At 62.2% G+C, this 15,539-nt stretch carries 10 protein-coding genes; all 10 read right to left on the bottom strand.

The window, feature by feature from the left end:
• Positions 1-3 precede the first annotated feature (3 nt).
• Complete coding sequence (gene gspG / locus AC07VG_RS13960; RefSeq protein ID WP_152737747.1) at positions 4-444, bottom strand: type II secretion system major pseudopilin GspG; 441 nt, start codon at positions 442-444, stop codon at positions 4-6.
• 4 nt (positions 445-448) lie between these two features.
• On the bottom strand, positions 449-1,660 hold the full coding sequence (gene gspF / locus AC07VG_RS13955; RefSeq protein ID WP_495021363.1) for a type II secretion system inner membrane protein GspF: 1,212 nt from the start codon (positions 1,658-1,660) through the stop codon (positions 449-451).
• A 2-nt stretch (positions 1,661-1,662) separates the two neighbouring features.
• Positions 1,663-3,126: a type II secretion system ATPase GspE gene (gene gspE, locus AC07VG_RS13950; protein ID WP_495021362.1), complete on the bottom strand. Its 1,464-nt coding sequence runs from the start codon at positions 3,124-3,126 to the stop codon at positions 1,663-1,665.
• Complete coding sequence (gspD, locus tag AC07VG_RS13945; RefSeq protein WP_495021361.1) at positions 3,123-5,033, bottom strand: type II secretion system secretin GspD; 1,911 nt, start codon at positions 5,031-5,033, stop codon at positions 3,123-3,125. The genes gspE and gspD overlap by 4 nt, the downstream gene beginning before the upstream one ends.
• Entirely contained in the window at positions 5,034-5,570 is a 537-nt protein-coding gene (locus AC07VG_RS13940; protein ID WP_495003287.1) for a type II secretion system protein N, read from the bottom strand. It lies immediately after the preceding gene.
• Positions 5,567-6,061 carry a cytochrome b gene (locus tag AC07VG_RS13935; RefSeq protein ID WP_495003286.1) on the bottom strand — a complete coding sequence of 165 codons (495 nt, stop codon included), beginning with the start codon at positions 6,059-6,061 and terminating at the stop codon, positions 5,567-5,569. Before AC07VG_RS13935 ends, AC07VG_RS13940 begins: the two co-directional genes overlap by 4 nt.
• A gap of 83 nt (positions 6,062-6,144) precedes the next feature.
• On the bottom strand, positions 6,145-7,602 hold the full coding sequence (locus AC07VG_RS13930) for a lytic polysaccharide monooxygenase (RefSeq protein ID WP_495021360.1): 1,458 nt from the start codon (positions 7,600-7,602) through the stop codon (positions 6,145-6,147).
• A gap of 544 nt (positions 7,603-8,146) precedes the next feature.
• A complete protein-coding gene (gene hemE, locus AC07VG_RS13925; protein WP_495021359.1) occupies positions 8,147-9,214 on the bottom strand; it encodes a uroporphyrinogen decarboxylase in 1,068 nt (355 codons plus the stop codon).
• Positions 9,215-9,430: 216 nt separating this feature from the next.
• Entirely contained in the window at positions 9,431-10,849 is a 1,419-nt protein-coding gene (locus AC07VG_RS13920; RefSeq protein WP_495003283.1) for an FAD-dependent oxidoreductase, read from the bottom strand.
• 31 nt (positions 10,850-10,880) lie between these two features.
• Complete coding sequence (gene gltB, locus AC07VG_RS13915; RefSeq protein ID WP_495021358.1) at positions 10,881-15,329, bottom strand: glutamate synthase large subunit; 4,449 nt, start codon at positions 15,327-15,329, stop codon at positions 10,881-10,883.
• Positions 15,330-15,539: the final 210 nt, after the last annotated feature.

Here is a 15,539-nt window from a genome sequence, read left to right as displayed (position 1 = left end):
GGATCAATCGCTCCAGTTGCCGATATCGGCGGCAAACTCTTCACCACCGGACACGCCGTCGGAGCCAAAGGAATACAGGTCATAGCCCTTGGTCCGGGTACCCGGGCTCAGGTATTGGTATGGCGTGCCCCAGGGATCCACCGGCAGGCTTTTCAAGTAGCCCTGGGGGTTCCAGTTGCGCGGCTCCGGCACCCCCAGCGGCCGCTTGACCAACGCCTCCAGGCCCTGCTGGGTCGAGGGATACTGGAAGTTGTCGAGCCGGTACATTTCCAGGGCGGTGCCGATGGCCTTGATATCGGCCCGGGCCGCGGTGACCTTGGCCTGGTCCGGGCGGCTCATGAACTGCGGCAGCACCATCGCGCCGAGCACACCGATAATCACCACCACGACCATGATTTCGATCAGGGTGAAACCACCTTGTCGCTGTGTTCCCGAGGTTTTCATAAGATCAATTCACCAGTTGGTTGAGGCTAAGAATCGGTAACAGAATCGCCATGACAATCAGCAGCACGATGGCGCCCATGACCACCAGCATCGCCGGCTCGAACAAGCTCACCACCAGGGCGATACGCGCCGCGAGGGTTTTCTCCTGCTGCTCGGCGGCGCGGGCAAGCATGCTGTCGAGTTCGCCCGCGCGTTCGCCGCTGGCGATCATGTGCAGCATCAGCGGCGGGATATCGCCGCTGCGCTCCAGGCCACGGGCCAGGGTCCCGCCCTCGCGCACCGAGCGCGCGACCTCGCCCATCCGCGCGCGTATCGGCAGGTTGGCGATCACCGCCGCGGCGATTTCCAGGGCATCCACCAGGGGCACCGCGCTCTTGCCGAGCAGCGCCAGGGTGCTGGCGAAACGGGACGCTTCCATCGCCTTGAGCACACCGCCGATCAGAGGCGCGCGCAGCAGCCAGGCATGCCAGCGCCAGCGCACGGCGGGACGAGCCAGCGCCCAGCGCACGAACAAAGCCAGCCCCGCCAGTCCGAGCAACAGCAGCCAGCCGTAACGCTGCAGACCACTACTCAGGCCGATCAGCCCCTGGGTCAGCAGGGGCAAGGCCTGACCATTGTTGATAAAGACTTTCACCACATCCGGCACCACATAGCCGAGCAGCCCGGCGACGATAGCCAGCGAAGAGCACAGCAGGATCAGCGGATAGACCAACGCCATCTGGATCTGCTGGCGGGCTTGCTGGCGGGCCTCGGTGTACTCGGCAAGCTGTTCAAGCACCGGGCCCAGGTGCCCGGAGCGTTCACCCGCGGCGATGCTCGCGCGGAACATGTCCGGAAAAGCCTTGGGATAGCTCGCCAGTGCCGAGGCCAGGTCATAACCTTCCATGACCCGGCTGCGCAGCGCCGCCAGCAGGTTGCCGACCCGGCGTTTCTCACTCTGCGCCGCCACCGCCCGCAATGCCTCCTCCAACGGCAAACCGGCCTGGATCAGGGTCGAGAGCTGCAGCGTCAACAACGCCAGCTCGCTGGCCTTCAAGCGGGCGGAGCGGTTGGCACCCGGACCTGTGCCGGGCTGGCCGCGAGCGCTTTTCAGCTGCGTGGGCAACAGGCCGCGCTCACGCAGCAACTGGCGGGCGTGACGCGGGCTGTCGGCCTCCTGCTGACCGCGACAGCGACGACCGCTGGCATCCTGGGCCTGGTAATCGAAAGCCGGCATCCTCAATCCTCCTGGGTGACGCGCAGCAGTTCGTCGAGACTGGTGTGGCCTTCGAGGACCAGCCGTTGACCATCCTGGAACAGGCTGGGCGAGAGCGTCCGGGCTTCACGGACCAGTTCGGGCTCGCTGGCGCCGTTGTGGATCAGTACCGCCAGGGCCGGGGTGATGCCGATCAGTTCGTAGAGCCCGATACGGCCGCGATAGCCTTGCTGGCAGTGTTCACAACCGATGGCCCGAAACAGCCTGGGCGGGTTGCCGTGCTCGACACCCAGGCGCTGGCAGGCCGCCGCGTCCGCCACATAGGCGCTCTTGCACTCACGGCACAGGGTGCGCAGCAAACGCTGGGCTAGCACCCCGACCAGGGACGACGCCAGCAGATAGGCATCCACGCCCATGTCCAACAACCGCGTGACTGCGCCCACCGCACTGTTGGTGTGCAGGGTCGACAACACCAGGTGCCCGGTCAGCGAAGCCTGCACGGCGATCTCGGCGGTTTCGCGGTCGCGGATCTCCCCGACCATGACCACGTCCGGGTCCTGTCGTAAAATCGCCCGCAAACCCCGGGCAAAGGTCATCTCGACCTTGGGATTGACCGGCGTCTGGCCGATGCCCGGCAGGTGATACTCGATAGGGTCTTCGACGGTGAGGATATTGCGGGTCTGGTCGTTGAGGCTGCTCAACGCCGCGTACAGGCTGGTGGTCTTGCCCGAGCCGGTGGGGCCGGTGACCAGGAAGATGCCATGGGGTTTGCCGAGAATGCGCTGAAAGCGCTCCAGGGTCTGCGCCGGCATGCCCAGGCGTTGCAGATCCAGGCGTCCGGCCTGCTTGTCCAGCAGACGCAGGACCACCCGTTCACCGTGGGCCGAGGGCAAGGTGGAGACCCGCACATCGACTTCATGCCCGGCCAGTCGCAAGGCGATCCTTCCGTCCTGAGGCACGCGTTTCTCGGCGATATCCAGCCGGGCCATGACCTTGATCCGCGACACCAACAGGTTCGCCAGTTCCCGCCGGGGCTTGAGTACCTCACGCAGCTGGCCGTCGATGCGCATGCGCACCGAGAGGCTGTGCTCGAAGGTCTCCAGATGGACATCCGAGGCTTTCTCTCGCACGGCCTCGCCGAGCAGCACATTGATCAGCCGAATGATCGGCGCGTCACCTTCCTGCTCCAGCAGATCGGCGGTCTGCGGCAATTGCTCGGCCAGGCTGATCAGGTCGAGTTCGTCGTCCAGGCCTTGGGCCACCTGCTGCGCGGCGCTATGCCCATCGCTGTAGGCGGCGGCGAGGCGCGCGGCGAACAGCGGCTCGTCGAGCAGTTGCAACGGCGGTTCTCCGGAAACCAGCCGTCGGGCCTCGGACACGGCGCTCAACGGCGTGTCTGCGCGAATCGACAGGCATACCGCCTCACCCTGCTGTTCCAGCAAGACCCCATGGCGACGGGCAAAGCCGAACGGCAGGCGCGGCTTCATGGCGCCCCGGCCTTCTGCCGTCGCAGGTCTATCGCCGGCTCGCGGTCGTGACCATCGAACAGCTCCCGGGCCTCACGTGGCAACAGCAGTGAGTTGCTCTTCCCGGCAGCGGGCTGGCTGAGCTTGCGCAGGGCGTCGTAGCGATTCTCGCTGACCTCGGCGATATCCTCCCTGGAGCGGACGATGGTCGGACGCAGGAACACCATCAAATTGGTTTTTTCGTGCTTTTCGCTGCTCCAGCGAAACAAGGCCCCCAGGTACGGAATATCGCGCAGCAGCGGAACGCCGCTTTCCTGAACACGGACACTGTCCTTGATCAGCCCGCCAATCACGATGATTTCGCCGTCATCGGCGAGGATGGTGCTCTTCAGGGAACGCTTGTTGGTGATCAGGTCATTGGTAATCTCCGCACTCTTGGCCAGTTCGGAGTTTTCCTGCTCGACCTGCAGGCGCAGGGTCGAGCCTTCGTTGATATGCGGGCGGATCTTCAGCTTGATCCCGATATCATGGCGCGTGACCGTGGTGAAGGGCCGGTCGGTGCCTGTGCCGGAGGTCTGGTAGGAGCCGCTCTGGAACGGCACGTTCTGCCCCACCAGGATCTCGGCCTCCTGGTTGTCCAGGGTCAGCAGGCTGGGAGTGGACAGCACGTTGTTGTGGGTGTTGCTCGCCAGGGCGGAGACCAGCATGCCGAAGCGATCGTTACCGACGCGCAGCACGGCACCATCGGGAAGCGTGGCCTTGGGCTCACTGAGCTTGGGCAGGGTAATACCGGCGCCGGCAAACAGCACCCCGCCCTGGGCGCTGCCCGACTCGCCGCCCCACTGCACGCCCAGGGCTTCGTTGATATCCCCGGAGATCTCGACAATGGCCGCATGGATCAACACCTGCGAACGCGGCAGGTCGAGTTGCCGAACAATGTTTTCCAGGGTGCGGACCTGGGCCGGCTCGGCGATCAGCACCAGGGCGTTCTGGCTTTCATCGGCCTTGACCACCGCCTTGCTGGAAACCGCGTCCCGGCTGGCGGCGGCAGCGGTTTCCTGGCCGAGTCCCTGGCCCATGGCATCCAGCACCTCGGCCAACTGCTTGGCATCGCTGTGACGCAGGTGGATCACCCGGGCATTGTCGGCCACCGCCGCCGCCGGGGTATCGAGGGAACGAGCCAGTTCGCCGAGGCGCTTGCGCACGTCCTGGGTACCGATGATCACCAGGCGGTTGTTGCGTGAATCGGCGATAACCTGGCTGCCGGACTCGGCCCCCTGCCGGCCCAGGGATTGCTCCATCATCCGCGCCAGCTCATTCGCCAGCCCGTGGCGCAACTGGATGACGTCATGGGCATTCTTCTGCCCCAGGTCCAACTGCCGGACGATCTTCGCGATACGCCGGACATTGGCCGCGCTGTCGGTGATGACCAGGGCATTGGCCGACGCCGACGGACCGATATAGCCGTTGACCGAGACCAGCGGCCGCACGAGCCCGGCGATATCGCTGGCGACGCTGCTGCCGAGCGCCACCACTTCGGTGATGAACTGGCCGCCCTGGGCGCTGGCGCTGTCGGCACTGCTGGCACGGGTACGGGCATCGGCCACGGGGGCGATGAGAATACGGTCGCCTTCGTCGATCACTGTGAAGTTATGCGCATCGAGCACCGAATAGAACAGCCGGCGTACCCCTTCGCGGTCCAGGGCCTGCTCGGAGAGGACGGTGATCCGTCCCTGCACCCGGGGGTCGAGCACCACGGTGGTGCCGAGAATCGAGGACATTTCCCGCACCACATCACGCAACTCGGCATCGTTCATCGCCAGCTGCCATTGCCGCTCATCGGCCCACAGGCTCGACGCCAGCATCAGGCTGGCGATCAGGCTCAAGAGCGTCATGCTGCGCCGGCCGGATTTGAAGGATCTATTCATTTACTCACTCTGACGTTGCCTGGCCGTCGGTCGAAGATAAAGGGAGGAAGCGGCGGCGCTCTCAGGGCCGGGCCCGTTGAGCGCCCGCAAGGTGGTACGAGCCGGCGGCTCCAGCGCCAACAGCTCCTCGCGGCCATTGCGCCAGAGCACCACCCGGCCGCTCTCGACCCGGCGCAGGACGCTGCCACCCGGCAGCTTTTCCCCCACCCGGTAGATCCGCTGGCCACTGGCCCCTGCCAACAACGCACGGGAGTCGCCCATGCTGGAGACAAAGCTGGCCTGCAGCTTCAAGGGTTCGGCGCTGCGGGCCAACGGCCCCTGGGCCACCAAGCCCATCACCGTGGCCAGCGCAGCGTGGTTGAGCGGCGTGCGCTCGGCCGCCGTCGACCGGCTAATCGCCTGCACCGTGGGCGGCACCGGCAATGCCTGACGAAAGCCCCATTCGCCCCACAACGACAGTGCCGCATAACCCAGCGGCAACACACACAACGCAAGGCTCGGCAAACCCATGCCGTCCCTGAGGATTCGCGCACTCACCAGAGCATCCGCCTGAGTATTCGGTAACCGGAAACTTCATGACGAATAACCGCGCCAATATGCAAAATCACCAGGACGGCCAGAACAACGCAGGAAACATCATGGGTCTTTTTGAAAACAGCAACGAGCCCGGCACTTTCAATCGGCGCGGATATAAGGAGAACGCCAAATACATTGATCGCCCGATCCATCATCATGACCCCGCTCGCCAAGACCACGGCGGTCACCAGATAGATAACTTTATGAACCCAAAAAACCGTCCACTGCGCGAGCGTTCGGACAGCCTGTTTCCCTGAGAAAAAAGAAAGAAAAACCCGAATAACAAAAAACGGAATAAAGAGTGCCGTCATCGACACATTGAAAAAACTGACGGCCTCTTTAAGCACGGGTGACGTGCCAAGGAACGCCATATAGAAGCCACTGAGCAACGCCCATAAAATAACGGCGGCCGATAACCAGTGAAGAAAAATTTGTGTTCTAGAGTAAAACAATTACGCTCACCCAAAACCAGGCAACAATATCGCCGATAAACCGAACACGCCGGGCGGCCCAACAGCCCGGCGCACAACGTCAATTATTTAGCGATCCAGGCATCCGACCAGTTCGCTCCGACACCGGGCACATAGTGGTGGCTGTTGATCTTGCACCAGGCACCTGCGGGGAACGGCAGGCATTCGTAAACGTTACCGTTGGACAGGACCTTGGTCCCGGTCTGGTAGTTGGCGATGCCTTGTGGATAGACGAAATCGTATTCCTGAGCGCCGCCCTCGCCGCCGAGTTCCACGGATGCCAGGTCCTGACGGGTGGTGCGACCGTCGACGGTCACACCGACCAGCTTGAGTTCATGAGCACCCGGCTCGCTGCGTACATCCACATTCAGCCAGGTACTACCGGCTTCCACGAGTTGCGTCATGCTACCCACCGGCTTGTTGGCAGCATCGAAGAGCGTGGCCTCGATATTCATTTTCCGGTTGGTAAGCACCGGGAACGGCATCGTCAAGCGCCCTTCCTTGAGTTCAAGATCGGTACCCATGGCGGAGATTTTCATCTCGGCGCCGCTGTCTTCCTGCATCTGCACATCGAGCTCGAAACGATTCACAGCGCTTTCGGCCTTGGCGAACAGATTGTTCACGCCCTTGATCGGCGCGATGGCGCCCTCTTCGCCACGGACGCCGGCGCGTACCAGTGTCTGGGTCCGATTGACCGCCTCGGCCAGCTTGAACGACCAGTTCTCAGGCTTGCCATCCTCGTTATCGGCGATGGAGATTTCGGTGCTGTAGGCGGCGCTTTCACCCTCGCTGGTCATGGCGCGGGCCTTGACCTTGTCACCGGCCAGCAGGGCCTGGTTCGGGGTGATGTTACCGACGGTTCTCCAGCCATCCGGTGCCTGTTCCTCGGCGACGATATTCACGTCGACCACGTTGTGGAACGCCCCCCCCGTGTCATGCACGGTCCACATGCCCAGAATCACGTGGTGTCCGCTCTTGTCGGCGGGAATCTGGCACTCATGCTTCTCACGGGCCGGGCCGTCGCTGCCCTGGGGTTGGTCGGTGGGCAGGCGGCCGCCGGCGTCGACGAAGCAGAACGGGGTCAGGTCGAAGGACGCGCGAGCCAGGGGCAGGTTGGGGTTCCAGCCGTTTTTGGTAATGAAGTACTCATACTTGGTCGCCGGATGGGTAGCCCTGTAGTACCAGTCAAAGTTGATCGTCCGATCACGGATTTCGGTCTTGTACCAGCGACTGGCCGACTGCACATCCATCGCGGCGAAGCTGGCTATCGCACCACTGGCAATCTTGCCGTCAGCCACCCCACCATTGGGGAAACCCTTGGTGGTTTCACCGACACTTTGCGGCTCGTACTGCGCTTGACCGCAATCCTTGTTCAAGCCCTTCTGACAAGCAAAGGCCCGCGACGGCGGATCATTCAGGTAACCGTGCGCGGCGACAGGCGGCGAAGCGACCAACGTCGCGATCACCGCCAGGGAAGAAACACACCCCGACGCCTTGCCAAGTGCCGACATCTTTCTTTTCATTCGATTCAACTCCAGACTTATCCTATTTATCGGGTTACCCGACATCCCTCCAAGATGAACGGCCCCTTTTTACTTCCATCGATGCTCAATCGATCTACGCCGCCATCCTGACCGCAAAGATCAACCGCGAAAGTTCCATGCCTCATCAAAGGCGTCACTTCTTACAAAACAATTGAGTTTCGGAGTACACATTGTACGAACTTGCATTTTTTTATATGTAGGAAAGGTCCTGTGAAGATGCGCGACAGCTCTTCACTTCAGTTATTCATCCAAGCGCTGGATTTTTGTCTAGTAATTTGTAACGAGACACAACCAATCCCCAAGACATCGAGCAAATGTCTCCGTATTAACGTTCAGAAAAAGAATACTCCGACATCCCGGCGAGGAAGGCTGTACGGACACCTCGACAAGCTGGTGGTTATCCGGACGGCGATCCGAATATGTGGCGACGAATTAATCAGTCGCATCAAGAAAAGGAAAACTACGAAGGGCTAAAACGCAAAAACCCCGCCGAGGCGGGGTCATTGAGGAAGCGGAGGGAGGATCAGCGATGATACTGCGCGGAAAACTCGTGCACGGCGTTGATAAACGCACCGGCATGTTCCGGATCGACTTCCGGCGTGATGCCGTGGCCAAGGTTGAACACATGGCCGGAACCTTCGCCGTAGCTGGCGAGAATCCGCGCCACTTCGGTACGGATGGCCTCGGGCTTGGCATAGAGCACGGTCGGATCCATGTTGCCTTGCAAGGCGACCTGATGGCCGACCCGACGACGGGCTTCGCCCAGGTCGCAGGTCCAGTCCAGGCCCAGGGCATCGGCTCCCGACTCGGCGATGCTTTCCAGCCACAGGCCGCCGTTCTTGGTGAACAGGATCACCGGAACCTTGCGCCCCTCGTGCTCGCGGAGCAGGCCGCTGACGATCTTGCGCATATAGGCCAGGGAAAACTCCTGGTAGGCCGCCGCCGAGAGGTTGCCACCCCAGGTGTCGAAAATCTGCACGGCCTGGGCACCGGCGAGGATCTGCCCGTTGAGGTAGGAAGTAACCGATTGCGCCAGTTTGTCCAACAGCAGGTGCATGGCCTGGGGATTGTCGTAGAGCATCGCCTTGGTCTTGCGGAAGTCTTTCGACGAACCGCCTTCGACCATGTAGGTGGCCAGGGTCCAGGGGCTGCCGGAGAAGCCGATCAACGGCACACGGCCATTGAGCTCACGGCGAATGGTGCTGACCGCGTCCATGACATAACCCAGGTCCTTCTGCGGATCGGGGATCGGCAGCGCCTCGATGTCGGCCAGGGTGCTGATGACTTTCCTGAAACGCGGGCCTTCACCGGTTTCGAAATACAGGCCCTGGCCCATGGCGTCGGGGATGGTCAGAATATCGGAGAACAGGATCGCGGCGTCCAGGCCCGGGTAGCGGTCCAGGGGCTGCATCGTGACTTCGCAGGCGAACGACGGGTTCATGCACAGGCTCATGAAGTCGCCGGCCTTGGCGCGACTGGCACGGTATTCCGGCAGGTAGCGACCGGCCTGGCGCATCATCCACACAGGGGTGACGTCCACGGGTTGCTTGAGCAGGGCACGAAGGAAACGGTCGTTCTTCAGGGCAGTCATGTCGGCATCCGGAAAAAAAGTGCGGGCATTTTCTCAGAGCGCGACGCAAAAGGCACGGCAAGAGCCGTGCCTTTTGTCTATCGGGTCAATTTGTCGCGGACATGTAGGAGCGAACTTGCTCGCGATGGACGTCAACGATGACGCGGGGCACCTGATACCCCACGGCGCCTGAACCACCATCGCGAGCAAGCTCGCTCCTACAGAGGGGCGCGCAGATCAGACACCGAGGTAGTCCAGGATCCCTTCAGCAGCATTGCGCCCTTCGAAGATCGCGGTCACCACCAGGTCGGAACCGCGCACCATATCGCCACCGGCAAAAATCTTCGGATTGCTGGTCTGGTGCTTGAACTGAGCCTGTTCCGGAGCCACCACGCGGCCCTGGTTGTCGGTCTGGATGCTGAACTGCTCGAACCACGGCGCCGGGCTCGGACGGAAACCGAAGGCGATGACCACGGCATCAGCCGGGATGATCTCCTCGGAGCCCGGGATCGGCTCGGGGCTGCGGCGGCCACGGGCATCCGGTTCGCCGAGACGGGTCTCGACCACCTTCACGCCTTCGACCTTGTCTTCACCGACAATCGCAATCGGCTGGCGGTTGTAGAGGAATTTCACCCCTTCTTCCTTAGCGTTCTTCACCTCTTTGCGCGAGCCGGGCATGTTCGCCTCGTCACGCCGATAGGCACAGGTCACCGACTTGGCGCCCTGGCGGATCGAGGTGCGGTTGCAGTCCATCGCCGTATCGCCACCACCGAGCACCACGACCTTCTTGCCCTTCATGTCGACGAAATCTTCCGGCGACTTTTCAAAGCCCAGGTTGCGGTTGACGTTGGCGATAAGGAAATCCAGGGCATCGTAAACGCCCGGCAGATCCTCGCCGGCAAAGCCGCCCTTCATGTAGGTGTAGGTGCCCATGCCCATGAACACGGCATCGTATTCGGCGAGCAACTGTTCCATGGTCACGTCCTTGCCGACCTCGGTGTTGAGGCGGAACTCGATGCCCATACCGCTGAAGACTTCGCGACGGTTGCTCAGCACAGTCTTTTCCAGCTTGAACTCGGGGATGCCGAAGGTCAGCAGGCCACCGATTTCCGGGTTCTTGTCGAACACCACCGGAGTCACCCCGCCGCGCACCAGCACGTCGGCACAGCCCAGGCCCGCAGGGCCCGCACCGATGATCGCGACTCGCTTGCCGGTCGGCTTGACCTTGGACATGTCCGGACGCCAGCCCATGGCGAACGCGGTGTCGGTGATGTACTTCTCCACCGAACCGATGGTCACCGCGCCGAAACCGTCGTTGAGGGTGCAGGCACCCTCGCACAGACGATCCTGCGGACACACCCGGCCACAGACTTCCGGCAGGGTGTTGGTCTGGTGGGACAGCTCGGCGGCGGCGAGGATATTGCCCTCGGCCACCAGCTTCAGCCAGTTGGGAATGAAGTTGTGCACCGGGCACTTCCACTCGCAATACGGGTTACCGCAACCCAGGCAGCGGTGGGCCTGGTCGGCCGACTGCTGGGGTTTGAAGGGTTCGTAGATCTCCACGAACTCTTTCTTGCGCTGACGCAACAGTTTCTTCTTCGGATCCTTGCGCCCGACATCGATGAACTGGAAGTCGTTACTCAGACGTTCAGCCATTACAAAAACCTCATCAAACTCTTCAGGCGCATCACTGCGGATTGGCACGGGTGCTGGACAGCAACGACTTCAAGGTGGCCGCCTTCGGCTTGACCAGCCAGAAGCGCCGCAGATAGTCATCCAGGTTCTCGGCGAGGTTACGCCCCCACTCGCTGTCGGTCTCCGCGACATACTCGTCCAGCACACGTTGCAGATGGCTGCGATAGGCTTCCATCGCTTCGCCGCTGATCCGCTGGATCTCCACCAACTCGTGGTTCACCTTGTCGACAAAGGTATTGTCCTGGTCGAGCACGTAGGCGAAACCGCCGGTCATGCCCGAACCGAAGTTGTACCCGGTCTTGCCCAGTACACAGACGAAACCGCCGGTCATGTACTCGCAGCAGTGATCGCCGGTGCCTTCCACCACGGTGTGGGCCCCGGAGTTACGCACGGCGAAACGCTCGCCCGCAGTGCCGGCGGCGAACAGCTTGCCGCCCGTGGCGCCGTACAGGCAGGTGTTGCCGATAATGGCGCTGTCCTGGGTCTTGTAGGCGCTGCCCTTGGGTGGAACGATCACCAGCTTGCCGCCGGTCATGCCCTTGCCCACGTAGTCGTTGGCGTCGCCTTCCAGGTACATGTCCAGGCCGCCGGCGTTCCAGACGCCGAAGCTCTGACCCGCGGTGCCCTTGAAGCGGAAGGTGATCGGTGCCTTGGCCATGCCTTGGTTGCCGTGACGACGGGCGATTTCACCGGAGATCCGCGCGCCGATGGAACGGTCGCAGTTACAGATATCCAAAGCGAACTCGGCGCCGCTGAGATCGTTGATCGCAGGCAGGGCCATCTCGACCATCTTCTCGGCCAGCAGGCCCTTGTCGAATGGCGGGTTGCGCTCGACCTGGCAAAACTGCGGCTTGTCCGCCGGGATGTGATCGCTGCCCAACAGCGGCGTCAGGTCCAAGTGGTTCTGCTTGGCGGTTTCGCCTTTGAGGATTTCCAGCAGATCGGTACGCCCGATCAGCTCCTCAAGGGTGCGCACACCAAGCTTGGCCAGCCACTCACGGGTCTCCTCGGCGACGTAGGTGAAGAAGTTCACCACCATGTCGACGGTGCCGATGTAGTGGTCCTTGCGCAGCTTCTCGTTCTGGGTCGCGACGCCAGTGGCGCAGTTGTTCAGGTGGCAGATGCGCAGGTACTTGCAGCCCAGGGCGATCATCGGCGCGGTGCCGAAGCCGAAGCTCTCGGCGCCGAGGATGGCCGCCTTGATCACGTCGAGGCCGGTTTTCAGGCCGCCGTCGGTCTGCACCCGGACCTTGCCGCGCAGGTCGTTGCCACGCAGGGTCTGGTGGGTTTCGGCCAGGCCGAGTTCCCATGGCGCGCCGGCATACTTGATCGAGGTCAGCGGTGAGGCACCGGTACCGCCGTCATAACCGGAAATGGTGATCAGGTCGGCATAGGCTTTCGCCACACCGGCGGCGATGGTACCAACGCCGGCTTCCGCCACCAGTTTCACCGAGACCAACGCCAGCGGGTTGACCTGCTTCAGGTCGAAGATCAGCTGCGACAAGTCTTCGATGGAGTAGATGTCGTGGTGCGGCGGTGGCGAGATCAGGGTCACGCCCGGTACCGCATAACGCAGCTTGGCGATCAGGCCGTTGACCTTGCCGCCAGGCAACTGGCCACCCTCACCAGGCTTGGCACCCTGGGCCACCTTGATCTGCAGCACTTCGGCGTTGACCAGATACTCCGGGGTCACACCGAAACGGCCGGTCGCCACTTGCTTGATTTTCGAGCTCTTGATGGTGCCGTAGCGCGCCGGGTCTTCGCCGCCTTCGCCGGAGTTGGAACGCGCACCCAGGCGGTTCATGGCTTCGGCCAGGGCTTCGTGAGCTTCTGGCGACAAGGCCCCCAGGGAAATACCCGCCGAGTCGAAGCGCTTGAGGATCGACTCCAGCGGTTCGATGTCGCTGATCGACAGCGGCGTTTCCAGGGTCTTCACCTGGAACAGGTCGCGGATCATCGACACCGGACGGTTGTCCACCAGCGCGGTGTATTCCTTGAACTTGGCGTAGTCGCCCTGCTGCACGGCGGCTTGCAGGGTGCTGACCACATCCGGGTTGTAGGCGTGGTATTCGCCGCCGTAGACGAACTTCAGCAGGCCGCCTTGCTGGATCGGCTTGCGCGCGCTCCAGGCTTCGCTGGCCAGCAGTTTCTGTTCGGCTTCGAGGTCGACGAAACGCGCGCCCTTGATCCGGCTCGGCACGCCACGGAAGCTCAGGTTGACCACTTCCTCGGACAGGCCAATGGCTTCGAACAACTGCGCACCACGGTACGAAGCGATGGTGGAAATCCCCATTTTCGAGAGGATCTTCAGCAGGCCCTTGGTGATGCCCTTGCGGTAGTTCTTGAACACTTCATAGAGATCGCCCAGCACTTCGCCGGTACGGATCAGGTCGCCCAGCACTTCATAGGCCAGGAACGGATAGACCGCCGAGGCACCGAAACCGATCAGCACGGCAAAGTGGTGCGGATCGCGCGCGGTGGCGGTTTCCACGAGGATGTTGCTGTCGCAGCGCAGGCCTTTTTCGGTCAGGCGATGGTGCACCGCACCGGTCGCCAGGGACGCATGCACCGGCAGCTTGCCCGGGGCGATATGGCGGTCGCTGAGGACGATCTGGGTCCGACCGGCGCGTACCGCTTCTTCAGCCTGGTCGGCGATGTTGCGCACCGCCGCTTCCAGCCCGATGCTCTCGTCGTAGTTCAGGTCGATGACCTGGCGACCGAAGCCCGGACGCTCCAGGTTCATCAGCGAGCGCCACTTGGCCGGGGAGATCACCGGCGAGCTGAGGATCACCCGCGAGGCGTGCTCCGGCGACTCTTCGAAGATGTTGCGCTCGGCACCGAGGCAGATCTCCAGCGACATGACGATGGCTTCACGCAGCGGGTCGATCGGCGGGTTGGTCACCTGGGCGAACTGCTGGCGGAAATAGTCGTACGGCGTGCGCACGCGCTGGGACAGCACGGCCATCGGCGTGTCGTCGCCCATCGAGCCGACCGCCTCGTAGCCCTGCTCGCCCAACGGACGCAGCACCTGGTCGCGCTCTTCGAACGTGACCTGGTACATCTTCATGTATTGCTTGAGCTGCTCGACGTTGTAGAACGCCGAACCGTGGTCGTTGTCTTCCATGGTCGCCTGGATGCGCAAGGCGTTCTTGCGCAGCCACTGCTTGTACGGGTGACGCGACTTCAGGCGGTTATCGATGGCATCGGTGTCGAGGATCTGGCCGGTTTCGGTGTCCACGGCAAAGATCTGCCCAGGGCCGACACGGCCTTTGGCGATCACGTCTTCCGGCTGGTAGTTCCACACGCCGATTTCCGACGCCAGGGTGATATAGCCGTTCTTGGTGGTTACCCAACGGGCCGGACGCAGGCCGTTGCGGTCGAGCAGGCAGACCGCGTGACGACCTTCGGTCATCACCACGCCCGCCGGGCCGTCCCACGGTTCCATGTGCATGGAGTTGAATTCATAGAACGCGCGCAGGTCGGCGTCCATGGTGTCGACGTTCTGCCACGCCGGCGGAATCAGCATGCGCACGCCACGGAACAGGTCGATGCCGCCGGTCACCATCAGCTCGAGCATGTTGTCCATGCTCGAGGAGTCGGAACCGACGCGGTTGACCAGCGGGCCCAACTCGTCGAGATCGGGGATCAGGTCGTTGGCGAATTTGGTGCGCCGGGCCTGGGCCCAGTTGCGGTTGCCGGTGATGGTGTTGATCTCGCCGTTGTGCGCCAGGAAGCGGAACGGTTGCGCCAACGGCCATTTCGGCAGGGTGTTGGTGGAAAAGCGCTGGTGGAACACGCAGATCGCGGTTTTCAGGCTCGGGTCGCTAAGGTCCGGATAGAAGGCGGTGAGGTCCGCCGGCATCATCAGGCCTTTGTAAATGATGGTCTTGTGGGAAAAGCTGCAGATGTAGTGATCGGTGTCGGCGGCATTGGCCACCGACGAGCGACGACGAGAACTGAACAACTTGATGGCGAACGCCTGGTCACTCAGGCCTTCGCCGCCGATGAAGACTTGCTCGATCTGCGGCAGGCGCTCCAGGGCCAGGCGGCCGAGGACGCTGGTATCGATCGGCACCTTGCGCCAGCCCACCAGTTGCAGGCCGGCCGCGAGGATTTCGCGATTCATGTGTTCGCGGGCGGCTTCGGCTTTGACCGGGTCCTGGTTGAAGAACACCATGCCCACCGCATATTGCTTGGGCAAATCGCTACCGAATGTCGCTTTGGCGACAGCGCGCAGGAACTGGTCCGGCTTCTGGATCAGAAGGCCGCAACCGTCACCGGTCTTGCCGTCGGCGTTGATCCCACCGCGATGGGTCATGCAGGTCAGGGCCTCAATGGCCGTCTGCAACAGGTGATGACTGGGCTCGCCCTGCATATGGGCAATCAGGCCGAAACCACAGTTATCCTTGAATTCATCTGGTTGGTACAGACCTGCTTTCATAGACACTTTCTCACCAGGCTGCCTCTTTATCGAGGCAAATTTCTTTTCAATTCAACCACTTACCATCCACGCCGAACGTACGCCGGCTTTGCAGGGGCAAAAGGGAGGTCATTGTACACACCGACATTCACGCCCACAAACTTAACGACGAATCGTCGAAAATTCATGTCGCATTTATGAAAGGTTTAAAGCGATATCTCGTGCTAGTCA

The sequence above is a fragment of the Pseudomonas sp. GW821-FHT03C07 genome, from assembly GCF_059420925.1.
Note: the sequence above shows the minus strand (reverse complement) of the source record. Positions and strands in the feature narration are given on the sequence as shown.